Origin of the sequence: Corynebacterium sp. KPL2838 (assembly GCF_040225455.1) — a bacterium.
In the GTDB taxonomy this organism is placed as follows: Bacteria; Actinomycetota; Actinomycetes; order Mycobacteriales; family Mycobacteriaceae; genus Corynebacterium; species Corynebacterium rhinophilum.
Window position 1 is genome coordinate 91167 of the sequence record NZ_JBEHFT010000004.1, and the last position, 18894, is coordinate 110060.

Consider the following 18894-nt stretch of genomic DNA (forward strand, 5'->3'; position numbering starts at 1 on the left):
CCCACTCAGTGATGATGTATGCCCACTGCCGGCCATATGGTGCTGAACGCGCTTGCCGATGCCGCCGACCTCGACCTCGATTTCGATCTCTCCGCCGTGCACGAGGGCGCCGCCATCGCGGCCATCGTGGGTGAGACGACCGAAACCGGCGCGCTTACTTTGGGCCGTGAATCCGTGGCCATCTCCCAGCTGGTTGAAGCATGGTTCTCCACCTTGCCTGAGCTCTTCGGCTACGCCGTCGTGGGCGCTAATTCTGTTGCGGAGTAAGCCAGCCTTTGGCATCGCCTAGCTCAAGCCCGGCTTCAGCCGGGCTTTTTGCTTTCAAGGCTGTGCAACGTAGGTACTCAATCCGTCTTTACTTGTATCCCTCAGGTTGATACAAGTAAAGAAGGAGGTTAAGGGTAGAGGGGTTCGGTGTCGAAATGAAAGCTGTAGAAATTCTGGCGCAGCTAGAATCCTTAGCAGCAAATCAGTGGGGCATTATCACTACGGCTCAGGCTCAATGCGAAGGTATTTCTCGCCTCCACATAAATCGCTTGGCAGGGAGCGAGATTCTAACGCGCGCACGCAGGGGCATCTACTTTCTTCCCTCAGTTCAGCTTGGTCCATTAACGGATGTCAGGGAAGCCTGGATATCCCTTGAACCAAACCTATTTGCGGTAGAACGTATAGACGCCGACAATAAGATCGTTGTGTCTCATGCGTCCGCAGCACTTATCCATAGCATTGGTGATTTGATTCCGAATACACAGACTTTCTCGGCTTCCTTGCGGAAACAAACCAGTCAGAATGATATCCACATTTATGACGATCGAGAGATAGAAGTCGGGGATATAGAAAATATCGACGGATCGCCCGTAACCTCAGTAGAAAAGACGGTGGAGGACTTGGCCTCCCAAATAATGGAATTCAATTATTTGGCGACTCTCGTCGTGGACTCCTTGCGAAAAGAAGGCGTTCGATTAAAGAGCTTGGCAAAGCGGCTGAACCCAGTGTCAGCAGCTTATGGATTCAATTCTGGTAAAGATCTTTTGGCTGCGTGTTGGGAAGAAGCGGGGGCTGACGAAGATAATGAAGAGCTCCGAGATCGCTTCTTTATCAGCGCGGGCACTGGTGTGGAGACAAGGAGTTTTAGAGACTCTCGTTAGCCGCAGAGTGCAGTGAAACGTCATAGAAGAAAATACGCCCACTGGAGCTGCAATCTCCACCACGCATTCCCAGAAACTAGGACTACCGTTGCCGGTATGAAGATCGTTGCCCGGTTGCTGTCCGTCCCGCTTGCGCTTGTAGCTTTCCTCGCGCTGTGGCTTGCGGTGGCGCCGTTTACGCCGCATATTCCGTATTGGGGCGCGGGTGCGCTCATTGGCCCGCAGTATATCGGGCCGGTGGTTATCTTTTCCCTTATTCTCCTGGTCCTTGCGGTGCTTGGAGGATTCGCCTCCCGCAGCTTCTACGTGCCAGGGGCATTCGCGGCGATTGCCCTCACTGCCGGGCTTGTGCTTTTCGGCACGCAGATTCACGCCGCGAAGGGGCAGGGTACCGAGGTGGATATTCCCGCTGCCTTTAGCTGGGCCGGGGTGGAAAGCACCAACGAGGGCCCCGACCATACGGTGGCCTACGATTCCTTCCACGGCGACGATCTAGATATGGATATCTACACGCCACAAGAAAGTGGGCCCCACCCGGTGATGCTGTATGTCCACGGCGGCGGCTGGGATCAGATGAACAAGCACTCCCAGGCGTTTAATATGCGGCAGATGGCACAGCGCGGCTACCTCGTATTATCCATTGATTACACGCTGTCCAGCTGGGATCAGCCCACGTGGAAGGTGGCAGCGGAGCAGGTGGGCTGCGCGATGAATTGGGTCAATGCCCACGCCGCGGATTATGACGGCGACCCGGAGCGTTTCTTTACATACGGCGAATCCGCCGGCGGCCAGTTGGTGCTGAATGCGACTGCCGATGCCGCCGCGCACCCCAACCAGCTGCCTTCCGCCGATTGTCCCAGCACACCGGCCGTTCCCCGCGCCGTGTATGCGGATTCACCGGCCCTCGGCGTCCTCCACATCTATGACTCCGACGATGCCTATGCCGCACAGGGCTCCCGCGATACCGTGCAGAAATATCTGGGTGGAACGCCGGAGGAATATCCCGAGCGTGCAGATTTCGTTACCTCGGCGACGCACCTTAATTCGGACATGCCACCCATCAAGATTGTCCGCAGCGATAACGATCGCCTCGTCCCGCCGGAAAGCTATGACGATTTTCGCCGCATAGCCCAAGAAAAGAATATCGACCTGAGCGAGTACGTGCGCCCATACGCCGATCACGCATCGGCCCTTAGCGCCCACGGAGTCTGGAACCAGCACCTGCTCCAGGCGATGCCCCAATTCTTCGCTGAGCACGATCCGCAAGGTTCCTAAGCCCCGAAACCCTCTGAAGTTATGCGTGGCTCATTTGGCTGACCTTGAAATGCTCGGAAACGGTTTTGATGGCTCCGAAAGCAGCCCAAGTGACGTGGAGGAGAAGCAGGACCAGCAGGGCGGCGCTCACGGTATCCATCCAGCCCAAACCCCACGCGAGCGCCGCGGGCTGTGTGGATAGGGTATGGGTGCCGAGGCAGCACGTGCCCACGGGGAAGGTACTGGCCCACCAGCTGGGGTTATAGGACATTGGGGTATTTCCTAGGGCGGTACCCCAGTGCTTGGCCAAAGCGTAGATGCTCAGCGGCACGCCCAAGCCCAGCATCGCTACACCATAGACCATGGCGCGGAAATGCCATTGGTCACCGGCGAGTAGCTGTGCTGCGGCGGTGGACTGGCCGACCAACCCCATCGGGATCCAAGCGGTGGCAGCGAAGCTAATGGGAACCTTGGGAAAGGTGCGCAGGTAAACGACGGCAAACGTCGGCAGTCCTGTCACCCAAGCCACTACGAAGCAGAACACGCCGATGCCGTGGATGACCGAGCCCCATTCACCAGCATGCGGTACTAATTGCGCCGACGAGGTTGCGGAAACCATGGGGGCAACAAGGGGTAATCCCCAGGTAAAAGCGGGGTTAGAAGGGCGGTCGGAGAAAAGAAACTTGAGATATTTTAAACAGGTAATGACGCTCAGGATTGTTCCTACCGCCCAACACACGGTGTGAATCAACCAGGCGTCAAAGATAAGTGAGTAGGCACTACCCAAAGCGAGGATGCCCATGGAGACCATGCCCCATGCAGGCATGTCGCTGGAGTTGAATCCCGGAGTGCGGTGCTTAATAAATCCCGCTGTGAACGCCAAGAAGACAAGCGTTGCAACGCCGAGCATGATTTCTGCTGGAAGGCGGCCCAGGATTGGGCTCAGGAGAGCATCGATGAGAGACGAGGAGATTCCGAGTCCCATTACTGCTCCGGCCCAGCCAGGTCCTAGCGGAGGGAGCTCTATCTCATTGCGAATCTTTAACATATTCTTCAGGTTAGGCACTGCTTGATGTGTGCGGGAGAGCGCATAATCCGAACGGGGTTACAATAAATGAATGTACCCCTCACGAGAAGATGGTAACGATGGATTCTCTCCCGTTCGACGCAGCTACGTTCCCGATGCTTTCACGGTTGATGCCGTCCTTGCTGTAGCTCGATATGGGGGTATGAACCAGGCTGCGAAACACCTGAATGTCTCCCAACAAACGGTTAGTACGCGCATCGCCAAGTTTGAAAAACGCCTCAATAATCGCATTTTTGGCGCGGAGTGGCGGGTAGTTCCGTGACAGAAGTGGGCAGTCAAGTCGTCCGTGTACTCGAGGGATTAGAAGGGGCCCTGAACGAATGCGCGCGTGGCCTCGAAACAGCCGTTGGGGTTGGGGCCACCGAGGACATTAGCTTGGTGGTTTCTCATACTGTGTCTGAAGTGGACTACCCCCGTTGGGCCGCGGCCTACCAACGCGCTCACCCACATACTTATCTGTACATGCGTCAGCTCAACAGCCGGGAGGCGCAGCGCCACGTGGTTCAAGGACAGGCAGAACTAGCGATTATTGAGGGCCATTGGGTGGCCCACGAACTGCACGAGCGTGTGGTCGGGCACGATGAACTCGTGGTTGTTGTCCCCGCAGAACATCGCTGGGCGAAGCCGCGCAACCACAATCAGCCAGTGACCCCGTCAGCATCAACGTCAGCACCAACATTGGAAACGAAGGTATCTCCAGTGACGAAGGAGGAGCTGCAATCTACGCCCTTGGTGCTGCGTGAACAGGGAAGCGGCACACGGGAGGTGGTGGCGGATGTTCTGGGAGTGCTCGCCCCGCCGGCAGGGGAGTTCGGGTCTCTGGGAGCTCAACGTACTGCGATAGGAGCTCTGGGTGCGCCGGGGGTTATCGCGCGGAGAGCGGTGGCGCCACAGCTCGCTACAGGAGAATATGTAGAGGTTCCGGTGGTGGGAATCAGCTTTGACCGGCCGCTACGGGTGGTGTGGAGTGCGCAGAATCGTCTTTCTGATCCGGCCCAACATTTTTTGCGCTTCCTTGTGGACTATGCGGACGGGCGCAAGGACTAAAACGCGTAAAGACTCAAGATATATCCAACCCTGGGCAATCGTTTCCTTATGTAAACGGGGCTGACCACTTGAGTAAGCCATTTCATCGGGCTACAGCTAGCGAAATGCAGCAATAACGAAGGAAACCTGAAGCGCCCTCAGGCATAATGTTCCTATGTCAAAGTTCTCTGAGGTCCTGGAACAGCTGCGCGAAAACCAACCAAAGGCGAAGTATGGCATCGCCTTTGAAAAGTTGATGGTCAACTATTTTCAGACTGATCCCACTCTCAAGGCACAGTTTGATGAGGTCAGCCGGTGGACTGACTGGCGTTATAACGGCGGCAAGGCAGATACCGGAATCGATCTGGTGGCCCGCCGCAGCGATGACGGGACGTGGACCGCTATCCAGTGCAAGTTCTATGCGCCCACTGCGCGCATCCAGAAATCGCACCTGGACTCCTTCTTTGAGGCCTCGGGGCATTCCTTTGAAACGGAACAAGGCCGCGAGCACTTCGGCAGCCGGATGATCATTTCCACCACGGATCACTGGTCCTCGCACGCAGAGGAAGCATTGGCCAATCAGATTATCCCTACCAGCCGCATTGGTATTTCTGCCATCGCGGAATCGCCCATCAACTGGGACGTGGCCTTTCCCGGCTCTGAGGTGCAGGATAAAAATATCCAAATTAACCTCTCCCAGCGCGAGACCTTTGAACCACGCCCGCACCAGCAAACGGCCATCGACAAGGCCATCGAGGGATTTCAGACTCATGACCGCGGCAAGCTCATTATGGCCTGCGGTACCGGTAAGACGTTTACCGCGCTGCGCCTCGCGGAGCGAGTGGCAGAAGATTGGGGGGGGGGGGGCAAGGCTCGCATCCTGTTCCTAGTCCCTTCTATCTCGCTGCTTTCGCAGACGCTGAAGGAATGGACGGCGCAGGGGCGCCTTGATATGCGCGCCTTCGCGGTGTGCTCTGACTCGAAGGTATCCAAGAAAGCCGAAGACATTGCGGTTTATGACCTGGAAGTCCCCGTCTCTACTGAGGGCGCGGATATTGCGCGGCGTTTTGAGTCTGGTAAACGCGCCAAGGGGCTCAACATCGTCTTTTCCACCTATCAATCCTTGCCGGCAGTGCACGAGGCACAGCAGCAAGGCCTAGATGACTTTGACCTCGTCATTTGCGATGAGGCCCACCGCACCACGGGTATTACGTTGGCGGGGGAGGATTCCAGCAACTTCGTGCGCGTGCACGATACGGATTACATCAAGGCTGCCAAGCGTTTGTACATGACTGCAACGCCGCGGCTTTTCGATGACGCCGTGAAAGGCAAGGCCGCAGAGCACTCTGCTGAGCTCACCTCCATGGACGATGAGGGCATCTATGGCCCCGAGTTCTACCGGCTGGGCTTTGGCGAGGCCGTGGACAAGGGCTTGCTTACGGATTACAAGGTCTTGGTCATGACCGTCGATGAATCCGTGGCTGCCAATGCCATGGCCCATAGTGAGGATAATCAGATCAATCTCTCGCTTGCCTCCGCCATGATCGGTGCGTGGAATGGCCTGGCCAAGCGCTCCGGTGAGCTGCAAGGAAAGAAGGGTGGATTCGATGAAAACGCCCACCCCATGCAGCGCGCGGTGGCCTTTGCCAAGGACATTAAGACCTCTACCCAGATTGCGGAAAGCTTTCCTTCCTTGATTAGGACTCACCAGGAGCTACTGAAGGATAAGGTGGTGCTTAATGATGTCTCCTTGACCAACGTTGATCTTCAGATTGCTGCCCAACACGTCGATGGCGGCATGAACGCCATGGAGCGCGGCACTAAACTGTCCTGGATTGAATCGCCCGCGTCAGAAAACGAAGCCCGGATACTGACTAACGCGCGGTGCCTTTCGGAAGGCGTGGATGTACCGGCGCTGGACTCGGTGATCTTTTTCAACCCCCGCAATTCTATGGTGGATGTGGTCCAATCTGTGGGCCGTGTGATGCGTAAATCTGCGGGCAAGGACTATGGCTACATCATCTTGCCGGTCGCCGTCGCGCAAGATGTCTCGCCCTCGGAGGCGCTCAATGATAACCAGCGCTTCAAGGTGGTTTGGCAGATCCTTAACGCGCTGCGTGCGCACGATGATCGCTTTAATGCCAAGATCAATTCCATCGCGCTCAATGGAGCCAACGCACAAGAAGAACTGCCCATTGATGTCAACCATGTCCCTGGTGACAAGGAGAAAAGCGATAAAGAAAAGCTGGAGGATGCAGAACGCACCAAGTCTCCTGAGGCCTTTGAGGATTCCTCGGCAATGACGCAGCAGATTGCCTTGTTCTCATTGGAGCAATGGCAAGAGGCCATCTACACCAAGCTGGTGGATAAGGTCGGCACCCGCACCTATTGGGAGGACTGGGCCGATGACGTTGCCACTATTGCAGAAAATCAAATTACCCGCATTACCGCGCTGGTAGAAAACGCAGATGAGGACCTGCGCCAAGAATTCGACGAGTTTGTTGAGGGCCTGCGCAATAACTTGAACGATGGCATTTCGGCTGATGATGCCATCTCTATGCTCTCGCAACACCTGATTACTGCACCGGTGTTCAACGCCCTCTTTGAAAACCATGACTTCATTACCCATAACCCGGTAGCCCAGGTCATGGAGAAAATGGTCTCGGCTCTATCGAGGGCGAACCTGGATACGGAGACCGAATCGCTGGAAAAGTTCTACGAGTCCGTGCGCATTCGCGCCTCTGAGGTGACCTCCGCTTCCGGTAAGCAGCAGGTGATTAAGGAACTCTACGAGCGCTTCTTCCGCAAGGCCTTTAAGAAGCAGGCAGAGGCCCTCGGCATTGTCTACACTCCAGTGGAAATCGTGGACTTCATCCTTCGCGCGGCTGATGAGGTTTCCCGCAAGCACTTTGGCAAGGGGCTTAGCGATGAAGGCGTGAGCATCCTCGATCCCTTCGCCGGTACCTCGACGTTTATGGTGCGCTTATTGCAGTCTGGGCTGATCAAGCCGGAAGACTTGGCGCGCAAATATGCCCATGAACTATTCGCCACCGAGATCATGCTGCTGGCGTACTACGTCTCCGCCGTCAATTTCGAGACCACCTACAACGCCTTAGGGGAAGAAGCCGCGCAGCGCAACGGTGAACCAGCTCCGGACTACGTGCCGTTTACGAATATTGCCTTGGCAGATACCTTCCAAGTCCACGAAGACGGTGATATTCCAGACCTCAACCTTTTCCGCGAAAACAACGCCACCATCGAGCGTCAAAAGAACGCGCCCATCAATGTAGTCATTGGCAATCCGCCATACTCCGCGGGCCAAAAGTCCGCGAACGACCTCAACGCTAACCAGAAGTATCCCAGCCTGGATAAGCGTATCGCTGATACCTACGCAGCCAAGTCCACGGCCACCAATAAAAACTCCCTGTACGACTCTTACCTGCGCGCTTTCCGATGGGCTACCGACCGCATCGGCGACCAAGGCGTGGTGGCGTTCGTATCCAATGGCGGGTGGATCGACGGCAATACGGGCGACGGCGTGCGCTTGTCGATGGCCGAGGATTTCACGGACCTTTATATTTTTAACTTGCGCGGAAATGCTCGCACTGCGGGCGAACAGCGCCGCAAAGAAGCCGGTAACGTGTTTCGGGATGGGGGCCGCACAACTATTGCAGTCATGATCGGCATCAAAGATCCCACAAAGCCTGGTTTCCAGTTGCACTACCGAGATATCGGCGACTATCTCAACGCCGAAGAAAAGCTTGGCATCGTCGATTCCTCCACGATTGAAACCATTGACTGGCAGACTATCGAGCCGAACAAAGAAGGCGATTGGTTGAACCAACGCTCTGAAGAGTTCGAGATGTGGCCAGTTATTGGTGAAAAGAAAGGGAATTCAACGCGGATTTTCACAACATTTTCTGCGGGGCTGAAAACTGGGCGTGATTCCTGGGCATATGCTCAGACTGAAAAGCAATTAACCGAGCAGTTGGGGCTGCTTACGGATACATATACAAAAGCAATCGAGGGGCTCCAGCACTGGCTAGAAGACCAAGGTATAACCAAGGCTAAAGAAGCTGATGTGACGAATTTCTTAAAGGAAAATCCAAAATTCGCTGATACCGAAAACATTTCTTGGAATCGAACCCTTAAGAACTTCGCGGCTAAAAGCACAGAAATTATTGTTAGCCCGACTAGATTCTATCCTTCGTTGTATCGTCCATTCACCAAGCAACATGTCTATTTTGAGCAAAAGCTCAATGATATGACTTACCAACTCTCTTCGATATTTCCCACGTCTATTACCCGAAACATCGGTTTTGTTGCTGTTGGTGCTGGCGAAACAGTGGGGGCTTCAATCTTGGCGACCGATTTACTACCTGATTTGCACGCAATTGCTACCTCTCAGTTCTTCCCCCGATTCACTTGGATCTCAGTTGATGGTGAGGACGGTGGTCTGTTTGGTGAGGGGAACGTCGTCAAGCAGGGCGAAGCCAGTGTCTATGGTCAGGTCGGTGAGGTTGTTGATGGGTATGTGCGGGTAGACAACATCACGGATGAGATTAAGCAGATTTACCGGGATGCGTTGGGCGGTGATGTCTCGGGCGATGACATCTTCCACTTTGTGTATGGAAAGCTGCATGATCCGGGTTATCGCACGCAGTATGCGGCGGATTTGAAGAAGATGCTGCCGCATATTGAAACGCCAAGCTCGCGTGCGGAGTTCGATAAGTTTGTTGCGGCGGGTAAGGAACTCATGGCGTTGCACGTGGGTTATGAGTCCGTGGAACCGTGGCCGCTGGATGTTCAGGTTAAGGGTGATGAGTTCAACCGTGAAACGTGGCGCGTGCAGAAGATGAAGTGGGCCAAGCGCAAGGATCCGGAAACGGGCAAGAACGTCAATGATGTGACGAAGCTGATCTACAACAAGCAGGTGACCATTTCCGGTATTCCGGAGGAAGCGGATCAGTACATGCTGGGATCACGCTCAGCGGTGGCGTGGTTGATTGACCGGTACCAGGTGAAAAAGGACAAGGCTTCCGGAATTGTGAATGACCCGAATGATTGGGCCGATGAGGTGGGCAACCCGCGCTATATCGTCGATTTGATTGGCAAGGTCACGCGCGTGGCGATAGAAACCGTGCGAATTGTTGATGGGCTCGATTCTGGCGAAAAGGATTAGATTCTCCTTTTCCTTGAAGCTCCTCACTCCCCTCAGTAGACTTACGGTAACGTAACTTAGCTTTGGTGGGAGAAAGAAGTATCGCTGTGGCTCAGATACATGCTGAAGGAACAAAAGAGGCGGGGGAGCATTCCTTGAAAGAAGGCTTGGTGCAGCGCACCTATTGGATGGCGGATCGCGGCGAGCGGCCGCTGACCCGTGGCTGGGGACATGCGTTGGCGGCGTTGCTCTCTGTCATTGCTTCTACCGTGCTCATTACGTATGCGTGGATGACGCTGCACTGGTGGCAGGGTCTGGGCGTGACCGTTTATGGCTTAGGGTTGGTGGGGCTTTTTGGCGTCTCGGCGCTGTACCACCGCTACCCGTGGGCTAGTCCCCGGGCGGTGCAGTGGTGGCGGCGAGCTGACCACGCCACGATTGCGGTATTCATTGCCGCCACATACACCCCGTTGTGTTTGATTGCGTTATCCCCAGCGCAAGCCGCATGGATGCTGGCGATTGCGTGGGCAGGCGCTATCTTGGGCGTGATTTTGAACCTGGTGTGGATTGAACACCCGCGGTGGCTCGATGTTGTGGTGTACCTGGCGTTGGGCTGGTTGGTGCTGCCGCTGCTGCCCACGCTATGGAGCGATGCCGGTGCAGCAGTGGTTTGGCTGCTACTGGCCGGCGGCGTGGTCTACTCCGTAGGTGCGCTGGTCTATGGCTTTAAGTGGCCTGGGCGCAATGCGCGCTACTACGGCTACCACGAGCACTTCCACACCGCGACCATTGCGGCGGCAGTGGTCCACCTCGTGGCGGTATGGCAAGTGGTCGTTGGCGCTGCCTAATCCGCAATTGTCCTGTTATTGAACTGGGCGGCATGAGCCAGGATGATCAATCCTTGCTGCAAACCCGTCTGGTTAACGATCAGCGAGAATCCGGAAAGTCTCCCACCAGTCCTGTTCGATTGCCTTGGCCTGTGGTGTGGCTAAAACTTCATCCACATCCCCGTCGAGGTCAACATTAGGCAAAAGAACTTCTGCTGGTTGTAGCGGAGGTCGCGGGGTGGGAGTGCCAGAGATCATCGCCTGGGAGAACTCTTGGAGGACCTCGTTCCAGGCAAGGCCATGACTCAAGTCAGAAAGCTTAGTTGATTCAACTCCGCCGTAAAACGCGATGATGCTATCTACTACCTCGCGTTCGTATGGGCTGAGATTTTCGGACTGGCCACCGAGAACATAGGGGACTGGCCAGGGTTTTTCAGCCCCGCTACCTGCCAGGTTTGAGCGCGCAGTTCGCGGGAAACAGGGCCGTGCCGCCACGCTTGAAACTTGGTTGGCCCGTCCACGCCAGATGCCAGCCTTGGGAGAAGTAGCACAGCTTGTACAGCTTGAGCTTGTCCACGTTGGGAATGCGCTCAGTGATGTACTGTCCAACGTCGAAAATGTCTGCCATGCTCTCCTCCTTTCAGTGTCGCGCTAAAGTATACGGCCTTATCCTGCAGGAGAAAAGAGCTTCTGTGCATCCGTTTCCGTGGCAACCGCGGCTGCGAGCAGCATGCGGGATTGGGGTGCGCGGAGATTGCCGGAGGGGATGACGCCGGCATCGGCAAGCGTGGCACCGCCACCGGCGCCGCCGTAGATACCCTCGACGGGTCCGTGATCCACGCGGGTAGTGAGCACGACGGGAACGGACTTGGCGGCTTCCATGGCCGCATTAGCCAGATCGGGGCCGATATTTCCTGAACCCATGCCCTCAATCACGATGGCCTGTGCGCCCTTGGCCAAGGATTGCTCAATGAGATCCGCTGGGGCGCCGGGGTAGGCGGCGATGATGTCCACGCGGACATCGCCAAGCGGAGCGTACTTCAGCGGCTCGGGGCGTTCTGGGAATTTCTCCTGGCTATTGGTAGCAAAGCCATCGGCCTTTTCCGTATCAGATTTAAACGCGCCGCGGGCGGGGATCACCTTGCCGCCAAAGGCGATGAATGCGCCATGGCCAGCATAGTCCGAGTTGGTGACGGTCTCTACCGTGGTAGCGAGGTTTTCTGGGCCGTCTGGATCGTCGTCATCGAACGGTCGCATTGCACCGGTGAGTACGACGGGCTTATCGCTGTCGTGGAAAGTATCGAGCGCAATGGCGGTCTCTTCCATGGAATCGGTGCCGTGGGTGACGATGACGCCATCGACGTCATCGCGCTCTAGCTGCTCCTGTACGGCGGTGATGATTTTATCGGTATCGGCCAAGGTCATCGCAGAAGAATCCAGGTTGGCAATGTCTTTGACCTCAAGCTCCAGCTTGTCTTTGTCGAACTCGGAGTACAGCGGGTCCACCAAATCAGAGCCCTTTACGGTGGGCACCACCGCGCCCTTGTCATCGTGAGTGCTGGCGATGGTGCCGCCGGTAGAAAGCACCACCACATGCCCCTCGATTTCGGAGCGCTGCTTGGCGTGGGAGCCGCTCGACTTGGCGGAAGTGGTGGAAGAGCTTGTGGCGGAGCTGCTGGCGCTACTGGAGCTGGTAGCGGAGCTAGAACTCGATGCCGTGGAAGATGCTTCTGAGGTCTTTTCCGCGGAAGTAGAAGAGGAGGTAGCCGTCGGCGTAGCCGAGGCCTCATTATTATCCTCCTGGTTGGCCGGGTTCTGGCAGGAGGCCAGCAGCACTGCGGAGGCAATTAATGCGGCGGAGTACTGCACCCTGCGGCGCAGGCGTGGGTTAGACATATCAACTCATTTCTCTAGCGTGGTTTCTGTAACCAATTTAATACCACGCTAGGGCAGAACCGCCGCGTACAAGAAAATGTGCTAACAATTTAATCCACGTGTTGGTAGTGCGGTGCCACGATGAGCGGCTTCGGGGAATACTCGCCGCGCAGCTCGCGCAAGATATTGGCGTGCTCAGCCAGGCGGATATCTTCTTCCGTCTGTGGGGTAAAGGTGCGCGCGGTCAGCGGCTGCCCGTCGCGGTCCAAGGCAATATAGGCCACGGTGGCGTGGATGGCTGTTTTGAGGTTATCGCGGCCGCCGCGGGGATCGCCGGCGCGGACGTGGATGGACATCTGCATGGAGCGGCGGTCCGTGCGCATCATGCGGGCATCGACCTCAATGAGATCGCCTATGGAAATGGGCTTATAAAAGCGGATGCCACCGGCATAGACGGCCACGGTACGCTCGCCGGACCACTCCATGGTGCAGGCGGTGCCGGCCTCATCGATCCACTGCATCGCGGTGCCGCCGTGCACCTTGCCGCCCCAGTTGACGTCGGTGGGCTTGGCTAAAAAGCGGTTGACCATGCGTGGGGCATCGGAAGGCCCATCGTAGCTCTGTTTATCCATCTCCAGCTCGATGGCCTTGCGCAGCTCGATGCGGGATTCCGCCGCCTCGGCCACGCGCAAGTGTTCATCGGTATCCGGCACGAAGGTGGGCACCGGGGTGGTCTTATCGCTTTCGGGATCCTTGGCCACGAAGATGACCAGGCAATCGCAGGCGCGGGTGAAAATACCCTCGCGGGGATCGGCAGACAGCACCTCGTTGATGATGTGCATGGAAGACCGGCCGGTCATTGCGATGCGTGAGCGCACCTCCACGATGTGCCCGGAGGGAATGGGGCGGGTGAAGTGGATATGGCCCACATAGGCGGTCACGCAGTACTGGCCGGACCACTGCACGGCGCAGGCGTAGGCGGCCTTGTCGATCCACTCCAGCACGCGCCCACCATTGATGCCGGGGGCGCCGGCCATGGTGACATCGGTTGGCGATGCCATAAAGCGCAGCGTCAGGGTAGGGGACTTCTGGGTTTCCGCAGCAGCGTCAGTAGGTGACATAAACAATAAGATAACAGTAGCTATGCTGTGGCTATGCCTAAACCCGTAGATCCCGCCGCCACGCGCGCGGCAGTCATCGCCATCAAGGATTGGATTCAGGACCCGGACGGGCAACAAAAGCCAGGCAGGGCCCTGCTTGCCGATGCCGTCCGTCGCACCGCCCGCACCCTCGAAGCCGACGCGCCGGGGCACTCGGTGGAGCTGCGCGTACCCCCATTTGTTGCGGTGCAATGCATTGAAGGCCCTCGTCATACGCGCGGCACCCCACCCAATGTGGTGGAAATGGATGCGGAGACTTGGCTGCGTTTGGCCACCGGTGTCACGGACTGGGACGAGGTCAAAAACACAGGTCGCATCGATGCTTCCGGGTCGCGTTCAGGGGAGATTGCGCAGTGGTTGCCCATCATTCCGTTAGTTTTCGACGGCCCAACGCGCTAATATAAACGCCGTGGTAGAAGTACATACTCCTAGTATCACTGACCTTGACGATCGTAACGAGGAGGAACCCCGCGAAGAGTGTGGCGTCTTTGGCGTCTGGGCTCCCGGGGAGGAAGTCTCCAAACTTACCTACTTTGGCCTTTTTGCTCTCCAGCACCGCGGCCAAGAAGCCGCCGGCATTGCGGTGGGCGATGATGACCGCATCGTCGTCTTTAAAGACATGGGCCTGGTGGCCAATATTTTCGATGAATCGACCCTTTCTGCCTTAACCGGCAACGTGGCGGTGGGCCACACGCGCTATTCCACGGCCGGCGGCAAGGAATGGTCCAATGTGCAGCCAATGTTTTCCACTTCCTCGACGGGCGTGGACATTGCCTTGGGTCACAACGGCAACCTAGTCAATTACCTCGAGCTGCGCGCAGAGGCCGTCGAGCGCGGCCTGATTAAGCCGCACGAGGAATCGGTTTCTGACTCGATGTGCCTGTCTATGCTGCTTGCCGATGGCGTCAATGACACCACCTCCGTCTTCGACTCCGCCCGCAAGCTCCTGCCGCGGGTGAAGGGCGCATTCTGCTTGACCTTTACCGATGGCCACACCATGTACGCCGCCCGCGACCCGCAGGGCGTGCGCCCGCTGGTGCTGGGCCGGCTGGCCAAGGGCTGGGTCGTTGCCTCTGAAACCTGCGCGCTGGATATCTGCGGCGCGCAATTTATTCGCGAGATCGAGCCGGGCGAGCTCGTCGCCATTGATGAGGCCGGCATCCGCTCTGAAAACTTCGCACCCGTTAAGCGCAGCGGCTGCGTTTTCGAGTACGTGTACTTGGCCCGCCCGGATAGCGATATCAAGGGGCGCTCCGTCAACGCCTCCCGCGTGGAGATCGGCCGCCGCCTGGCCCGCGAATACCCGGTTGAGGATGCAGACCTGGTCATCCCCGTACCGGAATCCGGCAACCCGGCCGCGGTGGGCTACGCCCGCGAATCCGGCATCACCTTCGCCCACGGCTTGGTGAAAAACGCGTATGTGGGCCGCACCTTTATTCAGCCCACGCAGACCCTGCGCCAGCTGGGCATCCGGTTAAAGCTCAACCCGTTGCGCGAGGTCATCGATGGTAAGAAGCTCGTCGTGGTGGATGATTCCATCGTGCGCGGCAATACCCAGCACGCGCTCATCCGCATGTTGCGCGAGGCTGGCGCCGCCGAGGTCCACGTGCGCATCGCCTCCCCGCCGGTAAAGTGGCCGTGTTTTTATGGCATCGACTTTGCCTCGCCCGGCGAGCTCATTGCCAACGCCAGCCCGTCCGATGATCCGGACGAGATTTGCTCCACCATCTGTGAGACCATCGGCGCTGACTCTTTGGGGTTTGTCTCCATCGATGAAATGGTCGCCGCCACCGAGCAGCCCCGCTCTGAGCTGTGCACCGCCTGCTTCTCCGGCGAATACCCCCTTGGCCTTCCCGCCGGAAACCCCAATGCCGATGCCGTGCGCACCCTGCTCGGAACCCACTAAAACTTTCTAAGGACTTCTACAAACATGAGTGACAACACCTACGCCGCAGCCGGCGTCAATATCGAAGAGGGCGACCGCGCGGTCAGCCTATTTGCCCCACACGCCAAGCGCGCCACCCGCCCGGAGGTCATGGGCGGCCTCGGCGGTTTTGCGGGGCTATTCAAACTGGGCGATTACAAGGAGCCCATCCTCGCCGCCGGCTCCGATGGCGTGGGCACCAAGCTGGCCGTGGCACAGGCCATGGATAAGCACGACACCATCGGCATCGATCTGGTGGCCATGTGCGTCGATGACCTAGTCGTCTGCGGCGCCGAGCCGCTATTCCTGCAGGATTACATCGCCGTGGGCAAGGTCGTGCCGGAAAAGGTAGCCGAGGTAGTCAAGGGCATTGCAGAGGGCTGCGTGCAGGCAGGTGCTGCGCTGCTTGGCGGAGAGACCGCCGAACACCCAGGCATGATGGGGGAGAATGAATACGATGTCTCCGCCACCGCCGTCGGCGTGGTTGAGGCTGATGGCGTGCTGGGCCCAGACAATGTGCGTGAGGGCGATGTGCTCATCGCCATGGGCTCGTCCGGGCTGCACTCCAATGGCTATTCGCTCGCGCGCCACGTCCTGCTGGAGCAGGCAGGCATGCCGCTAGATGGTTATGTGGAAGAGCTCGGCCGCCCGCTAGGCGAGGAGCTCTTGGAACCCACCCGCATCTACGCCAAGGAATGCTTGGCGCTGGCGCAGGAATGCTCCGTATCCACCTTCTGCCACGTCACGGGCGGCGGGCTGGCCGGCAACCTGGAGCGCGTCATCCCAGAGGGATTGAGCGCCGAGGTTAACCGCTCCACGTGGAATCCGGGCCAAATCTTTAAGCTCATTTCTTCCATGGGCAAGGTTGAGCTGGCAGAGATGGAAAAGACCTTCAACATGGGCGTGGGCATGATTGCCGTGGTCAACCCGGAGGACCGCGACCGCGCGCTGGCCATGCTTACCGCCCGCCACATCGATGCGTGGGAGCTGGGCAGCGTCCGCGAAGCAGACGGCGAAGAACCGCGCGTTATCATGCACGGCGAACATTCCACCTTCTAGGTACAAGAGGAAGGCCTTAGGTTAAAACCTAAGGCCTTTTGTGGATTTATCCGGCGAGCGGAAGATTAGCGCTCGTCGTCGTTGTCCTCATCCCATTCGTCGACATACTCGGCGTAGGGATCATCCTCTTCGTAGTCGTGGGAGTCACCCTCCTGCTGAGCAGCGAGTTCCCGCTGAAGGGACTCGATATCCATCTCGGGTGAGTTGTACTTGAGCTGGCGTGCAACTTTGGTCTGCTTTGCCTTAGCGCGTCCGCGTCCCATGTGCATGACCCCCTTGGGCTAGTAGGGCGCTCCAGGGATTCTTGGGCGCCCCATCGGCTTGTCAATTGTGTATCTTCCTGTAAGACACAATAGCGCGTGTGACGAAAAAATTCCGCACCGGCCCCCCGATGAGTGGAAAATCTACCGCCCGCGCAGCCGGTTTACCGCCTCGCGCCCGGCCTTAGGGCCCTCATCTTCGGGGATGGAGGAGGCATCAATGGACGCCGCGGTATCGCCGATATTCAATATGCCTGCATCCAGCGCAGAACGCTTGACCAAGCCTAAGGCGATGGGGCCGAAATCGCAGTCATCCACGATGGTGCCGATGCGACCTACCTTACGTCCATTGAACGTAATGTCATCGCCCACATTTGGCCTCTCCGGCGCGGATCCATCCAAGTGGAGTTGCACCAAGAGGCGGGGAGAGCGGCCTAAGTTTTCCACGCGGGCGACGGTTTCCTGGCCGCGGTAGCAGCCCTTATTCAGGTGCACGTGGGCGGGGTTGGCATCGCTGCGGCTAATCCATTGCGGAACCTCGTGCGGGATGGATTTCTTATCCAAGTCTGCGGCGAGCTCTGGTTCGCGGGCGCGCACGCGCTCGGCAGTAAAGGCCATGAGCCCAGCCAAGCGCGCGCCCTCTGCCTCTAGGTCAGCCATGGATTCCACCAATTGTTCGCGCGGAATGCCCAGTTCAATGCGCTTGATTCCCGGCCATTGCACCTCGCGGGAAAAGGCCACGGTGGGTGGGATAGGAATATCGGTCTCACCCAGCAAAGTCACGATGGCGATGTCTGCTTCCTCGACCGTGACCTCAGACCAAAAGACCATCTTGGTAAAAAAGTCCTGGGCGGATTCGAACTGAGCGGCGGGCAGATCGAGGTAGAAGTCCTCGCCCTCGCGGGTGATATCCATGTGGTGCAAAATGTGGCCCTGAATATCCAGGTCGAGGGCGCCGGCGGAGAAGCCGGAGGGGGCATCGTCAAGCTTCTGCGAAAGCAGGTTATTAAGAAATCCCGGCGCATCAGCCCCGCTTACACGCAGCACGCGGCGCTGCGAGCGGTCGATGGCGATGGTCCCGGTCTCGGCCGCACGCTGTTCCCCGAGGGGATTGCCATAGTGCCAGGCCACACCTTGGGCATCGAGTACAGTCGCGTCCTGGTGCTCGGCGGCACCGGCGCGTTGAAGAAGTGGCGAAGAATAACTCACATCTACCGATGGTAGGGCATAATCGAGCGTATGAAACCTTCCCCGCGAAAAGAGCCGGTCATCTACGTCGTGGAACCTTTTGGTGGGTCGGTGCGCAAGCATTCGCCCTCCCTGCCGCTGGTCTATGCCGATGATGCCGCCGTGACCCGCGGCGATGGCATCTTTGAATCGCTGTTGGTCCGGGACGGGAAGGCGGCCAACCTCGCCCGCCACGCGCAGCGCTTCCGCGATTCGGCGCGGGCGCTCGACCTGCCGGAGCCGCCGATGAATAAGTGGGAAGAGGCGACCCGGCTGGCGATTGCGGATTATTGCGGCGCCGATACCGAGCTTGCCGATGCCAAATGCACCTGGACCTATACCCGCGGCCGGGCCTCGACAGGCGTGCCTACCGCGTGGGTGACGGTGCAGCCGCTTGGCGATGTCCCGCTGCGCCAACGCTCCACCGGCGTCACCGTCATGACGAGCCCGCGCCTGTGGCACGTGGCCGAAGAGCTACCGGCCAAGACGCTCAACTACGCCGCGACGATGGCGATGCTGCGCATGGCCAAGGACAAGGGCTATGACGATCTCATCCTAACGGATCCAGATACCGGCGAAATCTTAGAGGGAGCTACCTCCACCGTGGTGGCGGTGCGGGGGAAGAAGCTGCGCACCGCCGTCGGCCGCGGCATTTTGCCCGGCACCACGCAGGCAGCGCTCTTTGACTATGCCCAGGACTGCGGCTACCGCTGCAAGGCCAAGCCGTTGACCGTGGAGTACTTAGAAAAGTCCGATTCGGTGTGGCTGGTCTCGTCCGTGCGCGTGGCGGCGCGGGTGACCAAGCTGAATGAAAAAACGTTAAAAGCCCCGGATAACGAGGAAGAAATCCGGGGGCTTATCGATGCCGCGCTAGGGGCTTAGTTAG

The 18894-nt window shown here is 57.9% G+C and carries 18 protein-coding genes; 11 read left to right on the plus strand and 7 right to left on the minus strand.

The genetic code is table 11. The annotated features are described in order from the left end of the window. The first annotated feature begins 18 nt into the window (after nt 1–18). From ABRP98_RS02555 to ABRP98_RS02565, 3 genes are all read left to right on the plus strand, one after another. A complete protein-coding gene (locus ABRP98_RS02555; protein WP_239268362.1) occupies nt 19–267 on the plus strand; it encodes a hypothetical protein in 249 nt (82 codons plus the stop codon). 155 nt (nt 268–422) lie between these two features. Further along, complete coding sequence (locus ABRP98_RS02560) at nt 423–1148, plus strand: type IV toxin-antitoxin system AbiEi family antitoxin domain-containing protein (RefSeq protein WP_349857301.1); 726 nt, start codon at nt 423–425, stop codon at nt 1146–1148. Between the two features lie 96 nt (nt 1149–1244). Further along, nucleotides 1245–2423, plus strand: coding sequence for an alpha/beta hydrolase fold domain-containing protein (locus ABRP98_RS02565; RefSeq protein ID WP_349857303.1), 1179 nt, complete (start codon nt 1245–1247; stop codon nt 2421–2423). 19 nt (nt 2424–2442) lie between these two features. Here ABRP98_RS02565 and ABRP98_RS02570 read toward each other — a convergent pair whose 3' ends face one another. Next, nucleotides 2443–3450, minus strand: a complete 1008-nt coding sequence (locus tag ABRP98_RS02570) for a TDT family transporter (RefSeq protein ID WP_349857306.1) — start codon at nt 3448–3450, stop codon at nt 2443–2445. Nucleotides 3451–3631: 181 nt separating this feature from the next. Between ABRP98_RS02570 and ABRP98_RS02575 the strand changes: the two genes are divergently transcribed. The 4 genes from ABRP98_RS02575 to trhA all read left to right on the plus strand — a co-directional run bounded on the left by ABRP98_RS02575 (nt 3632) and on the right by trhA (nt 10524). Beyond that, nucleotides 3632–3751 (plus strand): helix-turn-helix domain-containing protein, encoded by a 120-nt coding sequence (locus ABRP98_RS02575; RefSeq protein WP_349857335.1) that lies wholly within the window; start codon nt 3632–3634, stop codon nt 3749–3751. A 140-nt stretch (nt 3752–3891) separates the two neighbouring features. Further along, nucleotides 3892–4536 carry a LysR substrate-binding domain-containing protein gene (locus tag ABRP98_RS02580; protein WP_349857308.1) on the plus strand — a complete coding sequence of 215 codons (645 nt, stop codon included), beginning with the start codon at nt 3892–3894 and terminating at the stop codon, nt 4534–4536. A gap of 154 nt (nt 4537–4690) precedes the next feature. Beyond that, a complete protein-coding gene (locus tag ABRP98_RS02585; protein WP_349857310.1) occupies nt 4691–9697 on the plus strand; it encodes a DEAD/DEAH box helicase in 5007 nt (1668 codons plus the stop codon). Nucleotides 9698–9864: 167 nt separating this feature from the next. Further along, nucleotides 9865–10524 (plus strand): PAQR family membrane homeostasis protein TrhA, encoded by a 660-nt coding sequence (gene trhA, locus ABRP98_RS02590; RefSeq protein WP_284850217.1) that lies wholly within the window; start codon nt 9865–9867, stop codon nt 10522–10524. A 72-nt stretch (nt 10525–10596) separates the two neighbouring features. On the opposite strand, the gene ABRP98_RS02595 is transcribed toward trhA, so the two are convergent. The 4 genes from ABRP98_RS02595 to ABRP98_RS02610 all read right to left on the minus strand — a co-directional run bounded on the left by ABRP98_RS02595 (nt 10597) and on the right by ABRP98_RS02610 (nt 13499). Next, nucleotides 10597–10812 carry a hypothetical protein gene (locus ABRP98_RS02595; RefSeq protein ID WP_349857313.1) on the minus strand — a complete coding sequence of 72 codons (216 nt, stop codon included), beginning with the start codon at nt 10810–10812 and terminating at the stop codon, nt 10597–10599. A gap of 133 nt (nt 10813–10945) precedes the next feature. Continuing rightward, entirely contained in the window at nt 10946–11131 is a 186-nt protein-coding gene (locus ABRP98_RS02600; protein ID WP_349857315.1) for a Panacea domain-containing protein, read from the minus strand. A 38-nt stretch (nt 11132–11169) separates the two neighbouring features. Further along, nucleotides 11170–12399 (minus strand): asparaginase, encoded by a 1230-nt coding sequence (locus tag ABRP98_RS02605; RefSeq protein WP_349857318.1) that lies wholly within the window; start codon nt 12397–12399, stop codon nt 11170–11172. An 89-nt stretch (nt 12400–12488) separates the two neighbouring features. Continuing rightward, nucleotides 12489–13499 carry an acyl-CoA thioesterase gene (locus ABRP98_RS02610; protein ID WP_349857320.1) on the minus strand — a complete coding sequence of 337 codons (1011 nt, stop codon included), beginning with the start codon at nt 13497–13499 and terminating at the stop codon, nt 12489–12491. A gap of 33 nt (nt 13500–13532) precedes the next feature. Between ABRP98_RS02610 and ABRP98_RS02615 the strand changes: the two genes are divergently transcribed. The 3 genes from ABRP98_RS02615 to purM are packed head-to-tail and all read left to right on the plus strand — an operon-like array spanning nt 13533 to nt 16521. Then, nucleotides 13533–13937, plus strand: coding sequence for a sterol carrier family protein (locus ABRP98_RS02615; RefSeq protein WP_239268336.1), 405 nt, complete (start codon nt 13533–13535; stop codon nt 13935–13937). A gap of 10 nt (nt 13938–13947) precedes the next feature. Next, a complete protein-coding gene (gene purF, locus ABRP98_RS02620; RefSeq protein WP_349857322.1) occupies nt 13948–15444 on the plus strand; it encodes an amidophosphoribosyltransferase in 1497 nt (498 codons plus the stop codon). A gap of 24 nt (nt 15445–15468) precedes the next feature. Continuing rightward, a complete protein-coding gene (purM, locus tag ABRP98_RS02625; RefSeq protein ID WP_349857324.1) occupies nt 15469–16521 on the plus strand; it encodes a phosphoribosylformylglycinamidine cyclo-ligase in 1053 nt (350 codons plus the stop codon). A gap of 65 nt (nt 16522–16586) precedes the next feature. Here purM and ABRP98_RS02630 read toward each other — a convergent pair whose 3' ends face one another. Next, the gene (locus ABRP98_RS02630) at nt 16587–16784 is read right to left on the minus strand and encodes a DUF3073 domain-containing protein (protein WP_023023830.1); all 198 of its coding nucleotides are present in this window, start codon (nt 16782–16784) and stop codon (nt 16587–16589) included. 141 nt (nt 16785–16925) lie between these two features. Beyond that, nucleotides 16926–17990 carry a CAF17-like 4Fe-4S cluster assembly/insertion protein YgfZ gene (gene ygfZ / locus ABRP98_RS02635; protein WP_349857325.1) on the minus strand — a complete coding sequence of 355 codons (1065 nt, stop codon included), beginning with the start codon at nt 17988–17990 and terminating at the stop codon, nt 16926–16928. A 30-nt stretch (nt 17991–18020) separates the two neighbouring features. On the opposite strand from ygfZ, the gene ABRP98_RS02640 reads away from it, so the two are divergent. Beyond that, the gene (locus tag ABRP98_RS02640) at nt 18021–18890 is read left to right on the plus strand and encodes an aminodeoxychorismate lyase (protein WP_349857327.1); all 870 of its coding nucleotides are present in this window, start codon (nt 18021–18023) and stop codon (nt 18888–18890) included. The last annotated feature ends 4 nt before the right edge of the window (nt 18891–18894 follow it).